We start from the raw sequence: 19302 nt of genomic DNA, 5'->3' as shown, positions 1-19302 counted from the left end.
ATGGCGCCGCGCGGCGCGTCCTCGGCGGCGTCCGCGGCCGCCGGAGCCTGGGTCGGTTCGGCTTCGTCCGCCTTCTGGCAGCCGATCACCGTCATCGCCGTCGCCAGTCCGGCGACCGCAAGCATGCGCTTCATCCCGTATCGTCCTTGAAAGACTGTGTGTCGTTGGCTTCACCGTGGCCCAAGCGTGCGGCGGCGGCAAGGCAGGTTTCGCGCCTCCAAGGCGCCGCTCGCGTGACGGCGCTCGAAGGGATCAGCCCGTGGCGGCGTCGGCGTCGCCGCGTTTTGCCTTCGGCGGCGTCGCCGGCGGGCCCGTTTCAGGTCCTTGCCGGTGTTCTTCACGGCGTTCGGCTCAACACCCGATGGCGATTGAGGGTCCGCCGACGCCATGCCTTCGCTGGCCAGGGTTTCGTTGATCGTCTCCTGGTCCGGATCGTTCTCCGACCCGCCGGCGGCGCCGCCCTGAAGCGATCCCGAGCGCGTGTCCGAGCCCATGTCGCTGCCCGAAAGGGCTTCGGTCAGGGCGTCGGGCGTGCGGCCCAGGTCGGGCTTCTCACCCATGTCGTCGGCCTCGCGGGCGTCCTCGGTCTGCTGGGGCTGGTGCTGCTGCGGCATGGCGAACTCCTTCGCCGGATATAGCGGGCGGGCATGGGGGAGGGTTCCGCCAGTTGACCCGCGTTCAAAAATATATCTTTCGAGTCTTGCGGAGGGACGTGTTAGATATATCTTTCGACCATGACGAAAGAAGGAGTCTGTCATATGTTCGGATTTCACGAAGACGACCGCCGCCATCGCCACGGCCACGGGCACGCCCACCGCTGCGCTCGTCGCGATGGCGGAGAGGGATGGAGCGGCGGACGCGGCATGTTCGGCCGGGGCGGCCCTGGCGGACGGCACGGCGGGCCTGGCCGCGGCCGCCGGATGTTCGGTCCCGGCGACCTGCGCCTGGTGCTGCTGGCCCTGATCGAACAGGAACCCCGCCACGGCTACGACCTGATCAAGGCCATTGAGGCCGCGTTCGGCGGCGGCTATGCGCCGTCGCCGGGAGTGGTCTATCCCAACCTGGCCCTGCTGGCGGACGAAGGGCTGATCGCCGGCGTCGAGGACGGCGGCAAGCAGGTCTTCTCGCTGACGCCGGCCGGCCAGGCCTGGATGGCCGAGAACCGCGCGGCGGTGGACGGCGTCATGCAACGCATGGCCCTGGCGGCCCGCCGGGTTTCGGGCGAACAGGCGCCTGAGGTGGTGCGCGAGGCGATGCACACCCTGCGGCAGGCCATCGTCACCAAGCCCGGCGACTGGAGCGATCCGGAGACCGCGCGGGTGGTGGAAAGCCTGATGAAGGCGGTGCGCGAGATCAGCGGACAATAGTATCCGCCGGCGGGGCTCGGAGAGGGTCGCGAGCGATCGCGGCCCTCCACTGTGGGAACGGCCCTCACCGGCTGCCGTTTCTCCCTGACGAGGAGGCCGCCATGATCGAAATCCTGGATTCGCCCGACAACGTGGTCGCCCTGCGAGCGGCCGGAACCTTGGACGGGGCCGACTATGATCGGGTCATCGCGGTCGTGGAAGACAGGCTCGGGGCCCATCCGAAAATCGGCGTCGTGGCCGAGATGGTCGATTTCCATGGCCTGACCGGCGAAGCGCTGTGGAAGGACCTGCAATACAACGCCAAGCGGATCGGCGACTGGAACAGGTTTCCGCGCTGTGCCCTGGTGACGGACGCGGGCTGGCTGAAGGCCATGGCGGCGTTCTGGGATCCGCTCATCCCCGGCGTGACGATGAAGGCGTTCGCGCCCGGCCAGACCGCCCAGGCGATCGCCTGGGCCGCCGGAAACGAACTCCGCGTGACAAAAGGGACGGGATCGCTCCGGCCCCTTCGCTCGTTGGTCTCGGCGAAGCCTCCACCTCGAACGTCTTACTTCCCGAACAGCTTGGCCCAGCGGCGCTTCTCGCGGGTCTTCCAGGTTCCACGGTGATAGGCGTCCGAGCCGATCAGCGGCACCACGGTGGTGGCTTCGGCGAAGACCATCTGCTCGTGGGTCGTCTGGACCTTGCCCCAGGAGGCGGCCTCCTTGAGCGTCGAGGACGAACAGGCGCCGTCGCGCACGTCGGCGACGGTGATCTGGACCGCATAGCGGTGCATCTCGGCCTCGACCCCCAGGATTTCGGCGCAGACGACGGTGTCCTGGGCGAAGTTCTTGGGCACCCCGCCGCCGACCATGAACAGGCCGGTGACGCCGGCTTCGATCTTGATGTCGGTCAGTTCGCGGAAGTCGGCGATGGCGTCCAGCATCATGTAGGGCTGGCCGGCGGCGGCGCGCTCCTTCTGGTGCTTGACCAGGCCGAACCCGGCCGAGGAGTCGACGAAGGCCGGGCAGAAGATCGGCACGCCTTCTTCATAGGCGGTCTGGATCAGCGAGCCGGGCTTCTTGGCGTTGCCCTCGCTGAGCCACTTGCCCATCTCCCAGATGAACTCGCGCGAGGAATAACCGCGCGGCTCCAGGCGGTTGGCGATCTCCAGGATGGTGTGGTCGCAGGCCTGAAGCTCTTCCTCGTCGATGTAGGTGTCGTAGATGCGGTCGATGTAGTTGTCGCGCAGGACGTTGTCGTCCACCTCTCCGGCGGCCTGGTAGTGCTTGAAGCCCAGGGCCTCGAAGAAATCCATGTCGACGATCGAGGCGCCGGTGGCGACCACGGCGTCGATCATGCCGAACTTCACCATGTCGCGGTACACGTGCATGCAGCCGCCGGCCGAGGTCGAGCCGGCCAGGATCAGCCACGGCGAGCAGTCCTTGTCCTCCAGCGCCATGTTGAAGATGTCGGCGGCGCGGGCGGTGTCGCGCGACGAGAACGACATCTTGCGCATGCTGTCGATGATCGGGCGGGCGTCGAAGGACGTGATGTCCACGTGCTCGACCGTGTTCTGCAGCAGCTGCGCCTTCTGGTTCGATTGAACGGGAGCGTTCATTGCAAGGGTTTCCCTTTGGTTTGAGCGCCCGTCGTCAAAAGAGAACAGCGGCCCGGACGGAGCGACGGGCCGCTGCTGATTACAACGCGGATGCGACGGTTTAGCGCCGTTGCTTCTTCCGCTGGCCGGCCTTGCCCTTCGGGCGGCTCAGGCGAACCACCTTGCGGGCCTGCTCTTCCGCCGTGGTGCGCACGGTCGGGATGGAGCGCGGCGCCAGACCGTAGAGCGAGGCCATCGGGGCGTCCTCGACCACGGCGATCTCGTGCTCGCCATAGCCGTTGAAGCCGGTCGACATCGCCACGCCGTAGGCGCCCAGCATGCCGATCTCGATGAAGTCGCCTTCCTGAACGTCCGACGGCAGCCAGAACGGGCCGGGCATGTGGTCGATCGAGTCGCAGGTCGGGCCGTAGAAGCGGAACGGCTTCAGATCCGGCGCGGCGGCGCCGTCCCGGACCAGCTTGGTCGGGAAGGGCCAGCGCGAGTGCGTGGCGTCGAACAGCGCGCCGTACGACCCGTCGTTCAGGTAGAGCGCGTCGCCCTTGCGCAGATCGACCCGGCATAGGACCGAGGACGACTCGGCGACCAGCGCGCGGCCAGGCTCGCACCACAGCTCGGTCGTTTCGGACACCGGCATCTCGTTGAAGCCGCGATGGATGGCGTCGGCGTATTCCTGCATGTCCGGCGGGACCATGCCCGGATAGACCGAGGGGAAGCCGCCGCCGACGTCGACGATGTCCACGAACACGCCGGCGCGGCTGATGGCGCGGCCGACCTGGGCCATCGCCGCCTCATAGGCCGACGGGCGCATGCATTGCGAGCCGACGTGGAAGCTGACGCCCATCAGGCCGTCCTTGACCGCCTGGCGCGTGGCCAGCAGCAGGGCGGGAGCCTGGTCCGGCGAGACGCCGAACTTACCCGACAGCGAATAGGCCGCGCCGTCCGCCGACACCCCCATGCGCACGACAAGGTTCAGGTCGGTCGCCTGGCCGGTGGCGTCCAGGATCTTGGCCAGCTCATCATGGCTGTCCAGCGAGAAGGTGCGCACGCCGTGATCGAAGTAGGCGCGCGTGATCGCGCCCCGGCTCTTGACCGGGTGCATGAAGGCGATGCGCGCCTCCGGATCGACCGAACGCACCAGTTCGATCTCGGCGATCGAGGCGGCGTCGAAGCTGCGGACGCCCGCTTCCACCAGGGTCTCGATGACCCAGCGCGAAGGGTTCGCCTTCACCGCATAGAAGACGTCGGCTTTCAGATTATCCTGGAACCAGCGCGCCGCTACGGAAACCGAACGCGGTCGCACAAGTGCGACGGGGCGTTCAGGGGACCGCTCGCGGACCAGGTCCAGGGGAAATGGATACGTGCGCAATTCACGTAAACCCCTGTAATTGTTAAACCCAGACCGGCGTTAGCAGCGCAACGTTAGACCTACGGGGTCCGCCGGAGAGCGCGATGTAGGGTCACGCGCCTGTCATGTAAAGCGGTTTTTTCTAGGCGGGCGTTGAACTTGCGGGGAATTTGTCCGCACGCGGATCGCCCTCGGCCGCCGAACGTGACTCAGCCGTAACTTGCCGAGGAAAAGGGCGCTGATACCGTCCCGGCCCGACACCATCGGGGGACTGTATCCATGCGCCGCGCCGCTCTTCTCGCCGCCGTCTTTCTCGCCGCCACGCCCTTCCAGGCCGCGGCTCAGGTCCCGGCCTCGGAACTGGCGCGCAGCGTCGACATCCCGTTCGAGGAATTCACCCTCGACAACGGCCTGCGGGTCGTCGTCCACACCGACCGCAAGGCGCCGGTCGTCGCCATCCACGCCTGGTACAACGTCGGTTCGAAGGACGAGCCGCAGGGGCAGACCGGCTACGCCCACCTGTTCGAGCACATCGGTCTGTTCAATCCGACCGAGAACGTGCCCGGCGGCCTGATGGAGCCGCTCCGGGCCATGGGCGCCACCGACTGGAATGGCACCACCTGGTTCGACCGCACCAACTTCTTCCAGACCGTTCCGACCTCGGCGGTGGAGCAGGCGCTCTATATGGAGAGCGACAGGATGGGGCACCTGCTGGGCGCTCTGAGCCAGGAGCGGCTGGATAACCAGAGGGGCGTCGTCCAGAACGAGAAGCGCCAGGGCGACAACCAGCCCTACGGCCTGGTCTACTACACGGTGCTGGAATCGCTCTTCCCGGAGGGGCATCCGTACCGCCACTCGACCATCGGTTCGATGGCCGACCTGGACGCCGCCAGCCTGGAAGATCTCAGGCAGTGGCATCGTGACAATTACGGCCCCAATAACGCTGTCCTGGTCCTGGCCGGGGACATCGACGCGGCGACCGCCCGGACCCTGGTCCAGAAATACTTCGGCCACATCCCGCGCGCGCGCAGAACGAACCCGCCCAGGCCGATATCCCCACCCTGCCGGCGCGCATCGACAAGCTGATGCACGACCGCGTGCCGAACACCCAGCTGTCGCGGACCTGGGTCGTGCCGGGCCTGTTGTCTGAAGAGGCGGCGGCGCTGGACGTGGCGGCCAGCGTGTTCGGCGGCCTGGCCAGCTCCCGCCTGGACAACGCCCTGGTGCGCGGCGACGAGACCGCCACCTCGGTCACCGCCAGCTACCAGCCCTTCCATCGGCTGGGCATGTTCGATTTCGATGTCAATGTGAAGCCGGGCGGCGACGCGGCGGCGGTCTCGGCGCGACTGGACCAGCTGCTGGCCGACTACATCGCCGAGGGACCGACCCAGGCCGAGGTCGAGCGCGCCGTGACGCGGCGCATCTCGCAGGTGCTGCAGGCGCTTGAGCCGACCGGCGGCTTCGGAGGCAAGGCGGTGACTCTGGCCGAGGGCGAGTTGTACGCCGGCGATCCCGGCTTCTACCGCCGTCAGTTGGCGGCGTACGGCGCGGTGACGCCGGCCTCGGTGAAGGCGGTGATGCAGCGCTGGCTGACCCGGCCGGTGCTGGCCATCCGCGTCGATCCCGGCGAGCGCGAGGCCTATGCCGAGGCTGCCGACAGTCGTCCGGCGCCGGCGGCGGCTGAACCCCTGCAAGTCACCGCCCGCGAACCCATGCCCGCAGTGGGCGAAATGAAGCCGCTGGATTTCCCGACGGTGGAGCGGGCCCGCCTGTCGAACGGCGTCGAGGTGGTCTACGCCCGGTCGACGACCGTCCCGATCACCCGCGTGGCGATCGAGTTCGACGCGGGCGTGGCTGCCGATTCCGCCCAGGCGCCCGGGCTTCAGACCCTGATGCTGGGCCTTCTGAAGGAGGGCACGACCAGCCGCAGCGCGGTGCAGATCGCCGAGCAGGAAGAGCGGCTGGGAGCCGCCATCGGCGCCGGGGCGACGGTTGACCGGACGGTGGTGACGCTCAGCGCGCCCAGCGCCAACCTGGATCCGGCGCTGGGGCTCTTGGCCGACGTGATTCGCAACCCGGCGTTCGCCCCGGCGGACGTGGAACGGCGCCGGAACCAACAGCTGGCCTCGATCGCCCAGGAAATGAGCTCGCCGAACGGCATGGGCGCGCGCGCCTGGCCGGCGCTCGTCTATGGGGAAGGACATCCGTACGGCCGTCCCTTCTCGGGTCTGGGCCGGACCGAGGCCTTGCGGGGCCTGAGCCGTGACGACCTGCTGACCTTCCACCAGACCTGGATCCGCCCCGACGCGGCCCAGATCTTCGTGGTCTCGGACCGGCCGCTGGCCGAGGTCACCGCGGCGCTCAACGCGCGTCTCGGCGACTGGAGCGCGCCCGCCACTCCGCGGGGTGAAAAGAACTTCAGCGCGCCGCCGGCGGCCGGCCCTTCGCGTATCGTCCTGATCGACCGGCCCCAGTCGCCGCAGTCCGTCATCCTGGGCGCCCTGATTCTTCCGGTCACCGGCGCGGACGATCGGGTGGTCTTCAACGCCGCCAACGAGGCGATCGGCTCGGGCTTTCTGTCGCGCATCAACCAGGACATCCGCGAGACCCGCGGCTGGTCCTACGGACTGGGCGGGACGGCCTCCAACCTGGAGCGCCAGGTGCCCTATCTGATCTCGGCGCCGGTCCAGGCGAACCGCACGGGGGAGTCGATCCAGGTCCTCATTGACCAATACCGCGGCTTCCTCTCGGACCGCGGCGTGACGTCGGCGGAGCGCGAGCGGATCGTCAACGCCAACATCCGCCAGCTGCCCGGCCAGTTCGAGACCTCTTCCGCCGTCCTGAACGCCCTGCGGTCCAACGCCCTGTTCAATCGTCCGGACGACTACTGGGAGACGCTGGGCGCGCGCTATGCGCAGCTGACGCCGGCCCAACTGGACGGCGAGGCCCGGCGGCTGCTGGGCCAGGCCAACTTCGTCTGGGTCGTGGTCGGCGACGCCGCCACCGTGCGCCCGCAGCTGGAGGGCCTGGGCCTTCCCGTCGAGGTCCGCGCCGCTCAATAGGGCGCCGGCTCGTGTCCTTGCCCTCGGCCCGCCCGCCGCTAAGGTGCGCGTGGGCCGAGTCCGGTTCAGCTTTTGTTTTGGGGGTTTGATGATGCGCGTGACCGCCTTGAAGTCGATTTTCCTGAGCGGCGCCGCCGCCCTGGCCCTGACCGCGGCGGGCGCCGTCCAGGCGGCGGAACCCGCGCCGTCGTCCCAGGCCCAGGCGCAGGCCCGCGCCGCTTCGGTGGCGGACCTGATGCGCGGGGTCAGCATCCCCTATGAAGCCTTCACCCTGGACAACGGCCTGAAGGTCCTGGTCCACGAGGACCGGTCCAACCCGATCGTGACGGTATCGGTCTGGTACAACGTCGGCTCCAAGGACGAGCCGGCGGGCCGCACCGGCTTCGCCCACCTGTTCGAGCACTTGATGTTCGGCGGCTCGGAAAACGCTCCGGGCAGCTATCTGAACCGGATGACCGGCGTCGGGGCCACCAGCCTGAACGGCACCACCTGGTTCGACCGCACCAACTATTTCGAGACCGTCCCGACCCCAGCGCTGGAGACGGCGCTGTACCTGGAAAGCGACCGCATGGGCCACATGCTGGGCGCCATCAGCCAGGAGACCCTCGACCTGCAGCGCGGCGTCGTCCAGAACGAGAAACGCCAGGGCGACAACCAGCCTTTCGGGCTGACGGAATACGCCATCCTCGAGAACCTGTTCCCCCAGGGTCACCCCTACCGTCACTCGACCATCGGCTCGATGGCCGACCTGGACGCGGCCTCAATGGACGACGTGCGCCAGTGGTTCACCGAGAACTACGGCCCGAACAACGCCGTCGTCGTGCTGGCCGGCGATATCGACACGGCCACGGCCCGCACCCTGATGAACCGCTACTTCGGTTCGATCCCGCGCGGCCCGGTCAACACCCCCGCCGAGGCCCCCGTCCCCGTGCTGGCCGCGCCGATCGAGCAGACGATGCACGACCGGGTGCCCTATGTCTCGATCCAGCGCTACTGGCCGACGCCGGGTCTGCTGAGCGAGGACGCCACCGAGTTGGACGTCGCCGCCTCGGTGCTGGGCGGCCTGGCCTCGTCGCGCCTGGATAACGCCCTGGTGCGCGGCGATCAGACCGCGGTCTCGGTCTCGACCAGCTTCAACTCTTTCCATCGTGTCGGCTGGTTCGACGTCACCGTGAACGTCAAGCCGGGCGCTGATCCGGCCGCGGTCCGGGCCCGAATGGACCAGATCATCGCCGACTTCGTCGCCGAAGGGCCGACCGCCGAGGAAATCCAGCGCGTCGCCACCCAGTCGATCGCCGGCCGGATCAACCGCCTGGAACAGCTGAACGGCCGCGCCTCGACGCTGGCCGAGGGTCAGCTCTATTCCGGCGATCCCGAACACTACCGGACTGAGCTGCGCGAACTGGCCGAGGTGACGCCGGAGGCCGTCCGCGACGTGATGCGCAACTGGCTGACGAAGCCGTCCTACAATCTGACGGTCGAGCCGGGCGAGCGCGAGGCCTACGCCGAGGCGGCCGCTGCCCCGGCGGGCGCGCGCTCCTCGGCGCCCGCCGTCCGACTATCGGCCCACGCCGCGCGACCCGATCCCGGCGATCGGCGAGGTCGCGGGCCTGGACTTCCCCGCCATCACCCGCGCCCGCCTGTCCAATGGCGTGGAAGTGGTGGCGACCCAGTCGGCCCGCGTGCCCTCGACGCGCGTTTCGGTCGAGTTTGACGCCGGTTGGGCCGCCGACAGCGCCGACGCCCTGGGGGTCGAATCCCTGATGCTGCGCGCGATGACCGAAGGCGCGGACGGGATGGACGCCAATGCGCTGGCCCAGGAGCGCGAACGTCTGGGCGCCAGCATCGGCGCCACGGCCAGCATGGACCGCACCACCGTCAACCTGACGGCGCTGACCGCCAATCTGGGAGCGTCGCTGGACCTGCTGGCCGACGTCGTCCGTCGCCCGGACTTCGAGCCGGCGGTGATCGAACGCCTGCGCGCCCAGCAACTGGCGGCGATCCGGGCCGAGCGCGCCTCGCCCGCCGGACTGGGCATGCAGGCGCTCTATGAGACGCTGTACGACGGCGCCTACGGCCGCGGTCCCAGCGGCCTGGGCGATCCGGCGGTGGTCACGGCCGCGAGCCGCGACCAACTGAAGGCGTTCCATGACGCCTGGATCCGTCCGGACAACGCGCGCATCTACGTGGTGTCGGACCGTCCGATCTCCGAGATCCTGCCCCAGCTGGAGCAGCGCTTCGGCGACTGGACCCCGCCGGCGACCGCGCGCGGCCAGAAGGCGGCGGTGGCCGTGGACGCGGTGCAGCCGCGCATCATTCTGATCGACCGGCCGCAGTCGCCGCAGTCGCTGATCCTGGGCGGCGAGGTCCTGCAACTGGCCGGTGACGACGACCGCCTGGTCGTCAGCCAGGGCGTCGACGTGCTGGGCACCAGCTTCCTGTCCCGCATCAACGCCGACCTGCGCGAGACCAAGGGCTGGTCCTACGGCGCGCGCAGCTCGATCGGCGGGCTGGAGGGCCGTTCGCCCTACATCATCAACGCGCCGGTTCAGGCTGACCGCACCGGTGAATCGATCGCCGCCCTGATCTCGATCCACCAGAACTTCCTGGGCGCCCAGGGCGTCACGGAAGAGGAGCTGGCGCGCACCCGCGACGGCGCGACCCGCCGCCTGGCGGGTCAGTTCGAGACCTCGGGCGCGGTCCTGGGGGCGCTGCAGTCCAACCAGCTGTTCGGCCGCTCGGACGACTACTGGGAGCAGGCCGGGGCCCGCTATCGCAGCATGACCGCGCAGGCGCTGGACCAGTCGGTCCGCCAGCTGGTCGACCCGTCGCGCTTCGTCTGGGTGGTGGTCGGCGACGCCGCCACCGTGCGCCCGCAACTGGAGGCCCTGGGCCTGCCGGTCGAGGTGCGGGCGGCGCAATGACCGACCCCGGCCGGCGGCCAGACCGCCGATCCGGCCGGGCATGGCGCGCAGCCGGCCTGGTCGTATCGGCGGCCCTGGCGACCCTAGGTCCGGCGGTCGCTCAGGCGGCGCCGTCCGACTATACGGCCGCCTTGCGCCGTGCCATCGTCCCGGCCGACGGGCCGCCGGAACGGCTGTCCCTGGACGCTCGGATGGCGCGATGGAAGGTCCCGGGGCTGAGCATCGCGATCATCGAAGGGTGCGAGGTCGTCGACGCCCAAGGCTATGGTGTGTTGCGTGACGGCGGGCCGCCCGTCGTCGCCGACACGCTCTTTCAGGCCGCCTCCGTGAGTAAGCCGGTCACGGCGCTCGGCGCGCTGCGGCTTGTCGAGCGCGGCGCGTTCGATTTGGACCAGGACGTGGCCGCCCAGCTCCGGACCTGGACGCTGCCGTCCAGCCCTCTGCTGGCAGGTCATCCCGTCACCCTCCGCGGACTCCTCAGCCACAGCGCCGGCCTGGAACCGCGCGGCTATGGCGGCTATCCGAGGGGTTCGGCGCTTCCGACCCTGATCCAGACCCTGAACGGCGTAGAACCCGCGCGACCCAAGCCGGTCCAGGTCGTTTATGTTCCAGGGTCGGAGTGGCGCTACTCGGGCGGCGGCTACCTGGTGGCGCAGCAGTTGATGGTCGACACGGTCGGAACCGACTTCCGCCGGATCATGCGTGAGCAGGTTCTGGAGCCGATTGGCATGCGAAGCAGCGACTTCGCCGAACCATCGGCTGAACGGGCCGCGCTGGCGGCCGTAGGGCATCTGGCGGACGGATCCGCCGTGCTGGGCGGCTGGCATCTGTATCCGGAGCTCGCGGCGGGCGGCCTCTGGAGCACGGCGCCGGACCTTGCACGGTTCGGGGCCGCGGTGATGAAGGCCGATCGGAACGATCGCGGCGCCATCGTCTCGCAGGCGACGGCCAGGCTCATGACCCATCCCCACATCGGACCCCGCAGCCTGGGCTTCATCGTCTCGGGCGAGGGGAGGGCGCGCCGTGTCGGGCATGACGGGACCAACGAGGGCTATAATTCCGCTCTCGTCCTCTACCCAGAGAGCTGTCAGGGCGCCGCGATCCTGACCAATTCGGACAACGCCAAACCTCTGATCTCAGAGCTTTTGCGTGGCCTCGCCGACGTCCAGGGTTGGCCTGACCCGATGGAGTCCCCAGCGATCGCGGCCGTCCCCCTCTCGCCGGCCATCGTCCAGCGGTTCTCGGGGGTTTATCGCTTCGTAGAACTCGCCGACATCGCGCCGTTCCGAATTCTCGCCGGCCCGGAGGGCGGCCTGATCTTCGATCGGGGCGACGGCCACGTCGAGCCGCTGACGCCGTCAGCGGATGGCTTGTTCGGCCCGGACAGCGGCGTGCTCATCGCGGCTGTCGAGGACGCCGGCGGTGTTGCGACCCGGATCACCTATCAACGGATCGGCGGCAGGGCGGTGACGGCGGCGCGCGAAGCGACCCGGCCTTGACGGCGGCGCTTCGTCCCGCTGGACGAAATCGCCGCGGGCGTGTCATTAAGACTTGCCTCGCGGCCCCGTTCGGGCCATGCGGCGCGCCCTTGCAACCGCTTCCAGCGTGTCCATGACCACAGCCACCGCCGCCGTCGCGTCCGTGAAGGACGTGTCCAAAACCTTCGGCGCCCGAAAGGCCCTGAACGGCGTCTCCGTCGAGGTCGGGGCCGGCGAGATGGTGGCCCTGATCGGCCCCTCCGGCTCGGGCAAGTCGACCCTGCTGCGCTCAATCACCGGCCTGCAGTCGATCGACCCGGGCAAGGGGACGATCTCGGTCTTCGGCGAGGTGGTCCAGAAGGACGGCCGGGTCACCGGCAAGGTGCGGGCCGCGCGCCAGAAGCTGGGCATGATCTTCCAGCAGTTCAATCTGGTCGGCCGGCTGTCGCTGTTCTCCAACGTCATGCTGGGCGCGCTGGGACGGCTGCCGGGCTGGCAGGGCTTCCTCGGCGCCTGGCCGTCGGCGGACAAGCAGAAAGCCATGGCCGCCCTGCACCGCGTCGGCGTGTCGGACTATGCGGCCCAGCGGGCCAACACCCTGTCCGGCGGCCAGCAGCAGCGCGGCGCCATCGCCCGCGCCCTGGTGCAGGGCGCCAAGGCCATCCTGGCCGACGAACCCGTCGCCTCGCTGGACCCCGTCTCGGCGCGCAAGGTCATGGAGCTGCTGGTCGAGCTGAACCAGCGCGACGGCCTGGGCGTCATCGTGACGCTGCACCAGGTCGACTACGCCATCCGCTACTGCGAGCGCGTGATCGCGCTGCAGGGGGGCAAGATCGTCTACGACGCCCGTCGACCGGGCTGGACACCAAGCGTCTGATCGAAATCTACGGTCCCGAGTTCGAGGACGCGTTCTGGGAAACCAAGGCATGAGCTTGCCCCGCATCACCCGTCGGCTGGCCCTGGCCGCCGCGCTCGTCCTCGGCGTCGCCTCGTGCGGCGGCGGCGGCGACAACAAGAAGGCCGGCGGAACGCCGACCGAGATCACCTTCTCGATCCTGTCGGCCGAAGGCCAGGCCTCGTCGGGTCCGCTGTGGGCGCCCTGCTGGAGGACATGTCCAAGGCCATCGGCGTGCCGGTGAAGCCCTTCTTCGCGGGCAACTACAACGTCCTGGTCGAGGCCATGCGCTTCAACCAGACCCAAGTGGCCTGGTTCTCGGCCAAGCCGGCCCTGGAAGCCGTCGACCGCGCCCAGGGCGAGGTCGTGGCCCGCATCGTCGATCCGGAAGGTCGCGACAGCTACCGCTCGACCCTGATCGTCAAGGCGGGCTCGGGCATCACGCTGGAAGACGTGATGGCCTGCGGCAAGCGCTACAATTTCGGCATCGGCGACGCCCAGTCGACCTCGGGCACACTCGCCCCGATGACGTTCCTGTTCAATCCGCGGGGCGTCGTTCCGGCCCAGTGCTTCAAGAACGTGCGTCCGGCCAACCACCAGGCCAACGCCTTCGCCGTGGCCACGGGCAGTGTCGACGTGGCGACCTCGAACACCGTCAACACCATCTTCCTGACCCGCCAGAACCCGCAGGTCGCCGCCCAGATCCAGGAGATCTGGCAGTCGCCGCCGATCCCCGAGTCGGGCATCGTCATCCGCGAGGACCTGGACCCGGCGCTGAAGGAGAAGATCCGCAGCTTCTTCCTGACCTACGGCCAGGGCGAGGGCGCCGAGGCCGAACGTCAGCGCCGCGTGCTGGCTGGCCTGAACTACTCGCGCTTCAACCCCGCCGACGACAGCTACCTGGACCCGGTGCGCGAGATGGTCGCCGACCAACAGCTGGTCGACGCCCGCGCCAAGAACGACCAGGCCAGCGTCGCCGCCGCCGAGCGTGAATTGCAGCGCCTGCGCGCCAAGCGCGAGGTCCAGCCTTGACCGACGCCGCCGCTTCCGGCGCGGCTCCGGCCGCCGCCGCGCCGATCCCCGCCGCGCCGAAGAAGTCGCTGACCGCCTGGCTGATGGACGCCCTGCTGTGGGGCGGCCTGGCCGTGGTGCTGATCGCCAGCTTCGGCAAGGTCGACATGGTCAACTTGCCCAAGCTGTTCAGCCAGTCCGAGAACATCCAGATCTACGGCAAGGACCTGCTGGACCCCGAATGGGGCGCCATCTTCCCGCAGACGGACAGCTTCTGGGAAAGCCTGAAACTGACCTTCACGGATCCCAACCGCAGCCTGGCCGGCCAGATGTGGCTGACGGTCCAGATCGCGCTGTGGGGCACTTTCCTGGCCGTCTTCCTGGCCGTTCCGCTGGGCCTGGCCGCGGCGCGCAACATCGCCCCTGCGTGGGTGGTGTGGCCCGTGCGCCGGGTCATGGACCTGCTGCGCTCCATTCCCGACCTGGTCATGGCCACCCTGTTCATTGTCGCCGTGGGCCTGGGCCCGCTGGCCGGCGTGCTGGCGTTGGCGATGAACACCGGCGGCGTCCTGGCCAAGCTGTTCTCGGAGGCCGTCGAGTCGATCGACAAGGGCCCGGTCGAGGGCGTGCGCGCCACCGGCGCCGGCAAGCTGCACGAGATCGTCTGGGGCGTGATCCCGCAGGTCGCCCCGCTGTGGACCTCGTTCGCCCTCTACCGTTTCGAATCCAACAGCCGGGCCGCCACCGTCCTGGGCCTGATCGGCGCAGGCGGCATCGGCCAGACCCTGTTCGAAAGCATCCAGGCGTTCGACTATCACCGCGTGGCGGCGGTCGCGATCGTCATCGTCGTGGCGGTAACCCTGATCGACACCCTGTCGCAGGTGATGCGCAAGCGCCTGCTCTGACTCTGGTCGAAAGCCTGAAACCCCAGGGCCCGCCTTCTTTGCGAAGGCGGGCCCTTTCGTATGCGGAGCGACGCCGGACCGTCGGCCACCTGTCCAATAGTTAAGTTGAGCCCCGGGGAACGACCGTTACACCTGTAGCGACGCTCTCTCTGGAGTTCCCATGAGCCTGCTCCTGACGCGCCGCGCCGCCCTGGCCGCCGGCGCCCTTGCCGCCCCCTCGATGCTGTCCGTCTCCGCAGTCTTCGCCCAGGCGGGCGACGCCGGACTGGGACCCGCCGTCGCGGCCCTGTTCGAACCGACGGCGACCCCGGCGCTCCGCGAGGCCTTCTGGCGAGAGCGCCTGTCGGCCGGCGGCCAGGCGCGCACTCCGCTTGAGGTCTTCCAGGCGCAGGCTGAGGCGATCGCGGCGCGGACGGGCGGCATGGACCTTCTGGAGACCTCGCCCGGCCGGGCCAATTGCGGCTGAATCTGCGGTCGCGCCGGCTGGGCGTGTCGCGCTGGATTCGGGTCCGCCTTGACCGCGACGCGCCGGACGCGCGCTGGACATCGCGGCCAACCCCTCGCCCCGACCCTACGACCGCGAAGGGCCGACCGGGCCGATCAGCCGCGCCGAACTGGCGGCCGAGATCGCCCGCCGCGTGGCGTTCGGCGCCGAGACGGACGACTTCTCAGGCGCGGTGATGGTCGTCGCCCCGGACGGCGAGCCGGTGTGGCAGGGCGCGGTCGGCCTGGCGGACAAGGCGGCCGGTCGCGCCAATACGGTGCGAACGCCCTTCCACCTGGGATCTGCGGACAAGAGCTTCACCGCCCTGATGGTCGGCCGGCTGGTTTCCGAAGGCCGGTTGGGTTTCGACACCCGTCTCATGGACGTCCTGCCGGACTATCCGAACCGGACGTTCGCCGAGGCCTGCACGATCGACCATCTGCTGACCCACGCCTCGGGCCTGGGCGGCCTGTTCGAGCGGTCGAACTGGGACAGGCGCGCGCCGTTCACGCGGATGGCCGACCTGCTGCCGGCCTTCGCCGCCGAAGCGCCCGCCTTCACCCCGGGAACAGGCCAGGGCTACAGCAACGAAGGCTATGTGGTGCTGGGGGCCGTGCTCGAGGCCGCGACGGGCCGCAGCTGGTACGACCTGCTGGCGGAACAGGTCTATGCCCCCGCCGAAATGACCGCGAGCGGGCACCTGCGGGCGGACGAGGCCAAGGACGCGAAGGCCGTCGGCTACCGCTTCCCGGACAACGACCAGCTCGGCCTGGACGAACGGCGGTCCAACGACGACGCGATCGGCTATCGCGGCAACAGCTGCGGCGGGGGGTATTCGACGGTCGGGGACATGACCCGCTATCTGCGCGCGCTGCGGTCGGGCCGCATCCTGCCCAGCGAGGCGGTCGCGTCGCTGACGACCCGCCAGCCGGGCGGGCTGGCGAACTACGGGCGGGGCTTCTTCGTGCGGCCGGTCGCGAACCGCACCACTGTGGGGCATGGGGGCGGCGGGCCGCACTCGGGCATCGACGGCGATCACGCCATCGTCTGGGAGACCGGCTGGAGCGTCTCCGTGCTGGGCAACTACGACGCCCCGTTCGGCGGGGACGTCGCGCGCGACATCATCCGGTGGCTGGCGGTTCAGGACGCCTGACCCTTGCTCAACGAAAAGCCCGCCCCCGATCCCGGAGGCGGGCTTTCCATCTACGGCATCGTCGGGTCAGGCTTGTCTCAGATCCGGCGGGGTCGCCTCTTCCGTCAGCACACGGATGGCCTCTTCGACCGTCAGCACCGTCTGTTCTTGGCTGCCTAGGCGGCGCAAGGCGACCTTGCCCTCTTCGGCCTCCTTGCGGCCGACGACGGCGATGACCGGCACCTTGCCGACGGAGTGCTCCCGCACCTTGTAGCCGACCTTCTCGTTGCGCAGGTCGGTCTCGACGCGCAGGCCGGCCGCCTTGAACTTCGCCGCCACCTCTTCCGCGTAGCCGTCGGCGTCCGACGTGATGGTCGCCACCACGGCTTGGGTCGGCGCCAGCCACAGCGGGAAGGCCCCGGCGTAGTTCTCGATCATAATGCCGATAAAGCGCTCGAACGATCCCAGGATCGCCCGGTGCAGCATTACCGGCCGGTGCTTCTGGCCGTCCTCGCCGACATAGGTGGCGTCCAGCCGTTCGGGCAGGACGTAGTCGAGCTGCAGCGTGCCGCAGGTCCACTCCCGTCCGATCGCGTCCTTGACCACGAAGTCCAGCTTGGGCGCGTAGAAGGCGCCGTCGCCCTCGGCGATCACCGGATCGACGCCGGCGGCCTTGGCGGCCTCGGCCAGCATGCCTTCGGCCTTGTCCCAGAATTCGTCCGAGCCGGCGCGGATCTCGGGCCGGGTCGCCAGGTTGATGTAGGCCGTCTCCATGCCCAGGTCGGCGTGCACCATCCGGGTCAGGCGGATGAACCGCTCCGTCTCCTCGACGATCTGGTCCTCGCGGCAGAAGATGTGGGCGTCGTCCTGGGTGAAGCCGCGCACCCGCATCAAGCCGTGCAGGGCGCCCGACGGCTCGTAGCGGTGGCAGGCCCCGAACTCGGCCATGCGCAGCGGCAATTCGCGGTACGAGCGTTGGCCGATGCCGAAGATCTGCACGTGGCCCGGGCAATTCATCGGCTTGAGGGACAGGGTCTCGCCCTCGACCGTCTCGCAGACGAACATGTTGGGCCGGTATTTCTCCCAGTGGCCCGACTTCTCCCAGAAGGTGCGATCCAGCACCTGGGGCGTCTTGACCTCGACATAGCCGGCCGCGTCCAGGCGGCGACGCATGTAGGCCTCGATCACCTGCCACAGCACCCAACCCTTGGGATGCCAGAAGACCATGCCGCGGCCCTCTTCCTGCATGTGGAAGAGCTCCATGGCGCGGCCTAGCTTGCGGTGATCGCGTTTCTCGGCCTCCTCGATGCGTAGCAGATAGGCGTCGAGGTCCGCCTGCGACGCCCACGCCGTGGCGTAGATGCGCTGCAGTTGAGGATTGCGGTGGTCGCCGCGCCAGTAGGCGCCGGCCAGCTTGGTCAGCTTGAAGGCCTTGCCCACGAACTTGGTCGAAGGGAAGTGCGGCCCGCGGCACAGGTCCGCCCAGTCGCCCGTCCGGTAGACGGTGATGGTTTCGTCCGCCGGCAGGTCGCGGATCAGTTCGGCCTTGAAGCTCTCGCCTTTGGCCTCGAACATCGCGATGGCTTCGTCGCGATCCCAGACCTCGCGCACCAGCTTCTCGTCGCGGTCGACGATCTCGGCCATCCGCTTCTCGATGGCGGCGAAGTCGTCGGTCGAGAACGGCTGCTCGCGGAAGAAGTCGTAGTAGAAGCCGTCCTCGATGGCCGGGCCGATGGTGACCTGGGTGCCGGGGAACAGTTCCTGCACGGCCTGGGCGAGGATGTGCGCGGCGTCGTGGCGGATGGTCTCCAGCGCGTCGGGGTCGTCGCGCATGATCAGCTTGAAGTCGCCGCCGACCTCCAGCGGACGATCCACGTCCCATTGCTTGCCATTGATCTCGACCAGCGCCGCGCGCTTGGCGAGAGACGGCGAGATGGAGGCGGCGACGTCGCGGCCGGTGGCCGAGGGTTCGAAGCTTCGAACCGCGCCGTCGGGGAATTTGAGATCGATCATCGTCGTCAGTCTATCTTGCGAGGCGGGACCGGGTCGTAGCCCGAGCCGCCGAAGGGGTGGCATTTACAGAGGCGTCGCACCGTGAGCCATCCCCCCTTGAGCGGGCCGTGCTGGATCAGCGCGTCCCGCCCGTAATCGGAGCAGGTCGGCAGGAACCGGCACTGCTGCCCGATCAGGGGCGACAGCGTCACCTTGTACCCGCGATGGGCCAGTCGGACGCCGCGTTCGTAGAGAGAACCGCCGGATGCCATGTCGCCGCGCTTATCCCTCGCGGGGAGGGAAGGGGCAACCGGCTAGCCGGCGAGGCGAGTTCGGGTGTCGGGCGCCTTGCGGGCGAGCGCTTCCCGAACCGCGTCCAGCGTCGCCTCGATGGCGACCATGGTGGAGGCGTGACGCGCGGGGTAGTCCGCCACCTGCTTCAGGGCGCGCAGGCCCTCGAAGCGGCCTTCCGGGCCTTCGCCGCCGGCCTTCAGCATGGCCAGAAGGGCGTCGCGGGCCTGCTCGATCTCGTCAGCCGAGGCCCCGATCACTGCTTCGCCCAGCACCCCGGCGGCGGCCTGGCCCAGCGCGCAGGCCTTCACGTCCTGGGCGAAGGCGGCCACGCGGCCCGCGTCGTCCAGTACGACATCGACGACGGCCTTTGAGCCGCACAGCTTGGCGACCCGCTCGCCGCTGCCTTCAGGCGCGGGCAGTCGTCCGCTGTGCGGCAGGTTGGCCGCCAGCTTCAGGATGCGCGCGCTGTAGAGCTCGTCGATCATGGGCCTCAACATAGGGTCGAAATACGATCAGGTGAAGGCTCAGACGCTGAGCTCCAGCCGCCCGTCCGCCAGGATGGTCAGCCGCGCCCGGCCGTAGTCGTTCAGCGTCGGACGTCCCGGCCAGACGCTTCCGGAGTGGGTGGCGGTGACCACCACCACATCGGCCCCCGCCGCGTCGCCGGCCTGGACGCCGGCCTCGGCGTCCTCGAACACCAGGCAATCCGTCACGGGGAAGCCCACGGCGGCCGCGGCGGCGAGATAGCCGGCGGGGTCCGGCTTGCCGCGCTCGACGTCATGGGCGGTGATCAGCACGGCGGGGGGCGCGAGG

The 19302-nt window shown here is 69.2% G+C and carries 19 protein-coding genes and 1 pseudogene; 13 read left to right on the top strand and 7 right to left on the bottom strand.

The window, feature by feature from the left end; translation table 11 throughout:
* Positions 1 to 170: 170 nt before the first annotated feature.
* Positions 171 to 815 (bottom strand): hypothetical protein, encoded by a 645-nt coding sequence (locus AC2W7C_RS02545; RefSeq protein ID WP_486000036.1) that lies wholly within the window; start codon positions 813 to 815, stop codon positions 171 to 173.
* Between the two features lie 48 nt (positions 816 to 863).
* Here AC2W7C_RS02545 and AC2W7C_RS02540 point away from each other — a divergent pair, with 48 nt between their 5' ends.
* Positions 864 to 1367 (top strand): PadR family transcriptional regulator, encoded by a 504-nt coding sequence (locus tag AC2W7C_RS02540; RefSeq protein WP_486000035.1) that lies wholly within the window; start codon positions 864 to 866, stop codon positions 1365 to 1367.
* A gap of 101 nt (positions 1368 to 1468) precedes the next feature.
* Complete coding sequence (locus AC2W7C_RS02535; RefSeq protein WP_486000034.1) at positions 1469 to 1975, top strand: SpoIIAA family protein; 507 nt, start codon at positions 1469 to 1471, stop codon at positions 1973 to 1975.
* Here the strand turns inward: AC2W7C_RS02535 and AC2W7C_RS02530 are convergent.
* Positions 1915 to 2967, bottom strand: a complete 1053-nt coding sequence (locus AC2W7C_RS02530) for a 1,9-bis(guanidino)-5-aza-nonane synthase (RefSeq protein WP_486000033.1) — start codon at positions 2965 to 2967, stop codon at positions 1915 to 1917. The two genes, AC2W7C_RS02535 and AC2W7C_RS02530, sit on opposite strands and share 61 nt — an antisense overlap.
* 100 nt (positions 2968 to 3067) lie before the next feature.
* Complete coding sequence (locus AC2W7C_RS02525) at positions 3068 to 4333, bottom strand: type III PLP-dependent enzyme (RefSeq protein WP_486000032.1); 1266 nt, start codon at positions 4331 to 4333, stop codon at positions 3068 to 3070.
* Positions 4334 to 4591: 258 nt separating this feature from the next.
* On the opposite strand from AC2W7C_RS02525, the gene AC2W7C_RS02520 reads away from it, so the two are divergent.
* The 11 genes and pseudogenes from AC2W7C_RS02520 to AC2W7C_RS02470 all read left to right on the top strand — a co-directional run bounded on the left by AC2W7C_RS02520 (position 4592) and on the right by AC2W7C_RS02470 (position 16224).
* Positions 4592 to 5398 carry a M16 family metallopeptidase gene (locus AC2W7C_RS02520; RefSeq protein WP_486000031.1) on the top strand — a complete coding sequence of 269 codons (807 nt, stop codon included), beginning with the start codon at positions 4592 to 4594 and terminating at the stop codon, positions 5396 to 5398.
* Entirely contained in the window at positions 5398 to 7374 is a 1977-nt protein-coding gene (locus AC2W7C_RS02515) for a M16 family metallopeptidase (RefSeq protein WP_486000030.1), read from the top strand. The genes AC2W7C_RS02520 and AC2W7C_RS02515 overlap by 1 nt, the downstream gene beginning before the upstream one ends.
* Positions 7375 to 7471: 97 nt before the next feature.
* Positions 7472 to 9088, top strand: a complete 1617-nt coding sequence (locus AC2W7C_RS02510) for a M16 family metallopeptidase (protein WP_486000029.1) — start codon at positions 7472 to 7474, stop codon at positions 9086 to 9088.
* Positions 9036 to 10298 carry a M16 family metallopeptidase gene (locus AC2W7C_RS02505; RefSeq protein WP_486000028.1) on the top strand — a complete coding sequence of 421 codons (1263 nt, stop codon included), beginning with the start codon at positions 9036 to 9038 and terminating at the stop codon, positions 10296 to 10298. The genes AC2W7C_RS02510 and AC2W7C_RS02505 overlap by 53 nt, the downstream gene beginning before the upstream one ends.
* A gap of 191 nt (positions 10299 to 10489) precedes the next feature.
* A complete protein-coding gene (locus tag AC2W7C_RS02500; RefSeq protein ID WP_486000027.1) occupies positions 10490 to 11797 on the top strand; it encodes a serine hydrolase domain-containing protein in 1308 nt (435 codons plus the stop codon).
* A gap of 112 nt (positions 11798 to 11909) precedes the next feature.
* Positions 11910 to 12706: pseudogene (phnC, locus tag AC2W7C_RS02495) on the top strand (phosphonate ABC transporter ATP-binding protein).
* Positions 12703 to 12915 carry a hypothetical protein gene (locus AC2W7C_RS02490; RefSeq protein ID WP_486000026.1) on the top strand — a complete coding sequence of 71 codons (213 nt, stop codon included), beginning with the start codon at positions 12703 to 12705 and terminating at the stop codon, positions 12913 to 12915. The pseudogene phnC and the gene AC2W7C_RS02490 overlap by 4 nt, the downstream one beginning before the upstream one ends.
* Positions 12888 to 13703 carry a phosphate/phosphite/phosphonate ABC transporter substrate-binding protein gene (phnD, locus tag AC2W7C_RS02485; RefSeq protein WP_486000025.1) on the top strand — a complete coding sequence of 272 codons (816 nt, stop codon included), beginning with the start codon at positions 12888 to 12890 and terminating at the stop codon, positions 13701 to 13703. Before AC2W7C_RS02490 ends, phnD begins: the two co-directional genes overlap by 28 nt.
* An 83-nt stretch (positions 13704 to 13786) precedes the next feature.
* Positions 13787 to 14587, top strand: coding sequence for a phosphonate ABC transporter, permease protein PhnE (phnE, locus tag AC2W7C_RS02480; RefSeq protein ID WP_486000037.1), 801 nt, complete (start codon positions 13787 to 13789; stop codon positions 14585 to 14587).
* A gap of 160 nt (positions 14588 to 14747) precedes the next feature.
* A complete protein-coding gene (locus AC2W7C_RS02475) occupies positions 14748 to 15053 on the top strand; it encodes a hypothetical protein (RefSeq protein ID WP_486000024.1) in 306 nt (101 codons plus the stop codon).
* A 172-nt stretch (positions 15054 to 15225) separates the two neighbouring features.
* Positions 15226 to 16224, top strand: coding sequence for a serine hydrolase domain-containing protein (locus tag AC2W7C_RS02470; RefSeq protein ID WP_486000023.1), 999 nt, complete (start codon positions 15226 to 15228; stop codon positions 16222 to 16224).
* A gap of 66 nt (positions 16225 to 16290) precedes the next feature.
* Here the strand turns inward: AC2W7C_RS02470 and thrS are convergent, their stop codons facing one another.
* From thrS to AC2W7C_RS02450, 4 genes are all read right to left on the bottom strand, one after another.
* Positions 16291 to 18216, bottom strand: coding sequence for a threonine--tRNA ligase (gene thrS, locus AC2W7C_RS02465; RefSeq protein WP_486000022.1), 1926 nt, complete (start codon positions 18214 to 18216; stop codon positions 16291 to 16293).
* A gap of 5 nt (positions 18217 to 18221) precedes the next feature.
* Positions 18222 to 18467, bottom strand: coding sequence for a membrane protein insertion efficiency factor YidD (gene yidD, locus AC2W7C_RS02460; protein ID WP_486000021.1), 246 nt, complete (start codon positions 18465 to 18467; stop codon positions 18222 to 18224).
* A gap of 42 nt (positions 18468 to 18509) precedes the next feature.
* Complete coding sequence (locus AC2W7C_RS02455; protein WP_486000020.1) at positions 18510 to 18974, bottom strand: iron-sulfur cluster assembly scaffold protein; 465 nt, start codon at positions 18972 to 18974, stop codon at positions 18510 to 18512.
* 39 nt (positions 18975 to 19013) lie between these two features.
* Positions 19014 to 19302, bottom strand: a 289-nt coding sequence (locus tag AC2W7C_RS02450) for an HAD-IA family hydrolase (protein ID WP_486000019.1), incomplete at its 5' end; no start/stop codon positions are given.

It is taken from the genome of Brevundimonas sp. CURTG3B2_SDJG (assembly GCF_057364705.1).
This window is presented reverse-complemented; position numbering and strand designations above follow the sequence as displayed.

Coding starts and splice junctions, on each gene's coding strand:
- yidD (WP_486000021.1), bottom strand. CDS start 18,467: ATGGCATCCGGCGGTTCTCTCTACGAACGCGGCGTCCGACTGGCCCAT.
- thrS (WP_486000022.1), bottom strand. CDS start 18,216: ATGATCGATCTCAAATTCCCCGACGGCGCGGTTCGAAGCTTCGAACCC.
- AC2W7C_RS02515 (WP_486000030.1), top strand. CDS start 5,398: ATGCACGACCGCGTGCCGAACACCCAGCTGTCGCGGACCTGGGTCGTG.
- AC2W7C_RS02540 (WP_486000035.1), top strand. CDS start 864: ATGTTCGGCCGGGGCGGCCCTGGCGGACGGCACGGCGGGCCTGGCCGC.
- AC2W7C_RS02500 (WP_486000027.1), top strand. CDS start 10,490: ATGGCGCGATGGAAGGTCCCGGGGCTGAGCATCGCGATCATCGAAGGG.
- phnE (WP_486000037.1), top strand. CDS start 13,787: ATGGACGCCCTGCTGTGGGGCGGCCTGGCCGTGGTGCTGATCGCCAGC.
- AC2W7C_RS02530 (WP_486000033.1), bottom strand. CDS start 2,967: ATGAACGCTCCCGTTCAATCGAACCAGAAGGCGCAGCTGCTGCAGAAC.
- AC2W7C_RS02535 (WP_486000034.1), top strand. CDS start 1,469: ATGATCGAAATCCTGGATTCGCCCGACAACGTGGTCGCCCTGCGAGCG.
- AC2W7C_RS02520 (WP_486000031.1), top strand. CDS start 4,592: ATGCGCCGCGCCGCTCTTCTCGCCGCCGTCTTTCTCGCCGCCACGCCC.
- phnD (WP_486000025.1), top strand. CDS start 12,888: ATGTCCAAGGCCATCGGCGTGCCGGTGAAGCCCTTCTTCGCGGGCAAC.
- AC2W7C_RS02455 (WP_486000020.1), bottom strand. CDS start 18,974: ATGATCGACGAGCTCTACAGCGCGCGCATCCTGAAGCTGGCGGCCAAC.
- AC2W7C_RS02475 (WP_486000024.1), top strand. CDS start 14,748: ATGAGCCTGCTCCTGACGCGCCGCGCCGCCCTGGCCGCCGGCGCCCTT.
- AC2W7C_RS02490 (WP_486000026.1), top strand. CDS start 12,703: ATGAGCTTGCCCCGCATCACCCGTCGGCTGGCCCTGGCCGCCGCGCTC.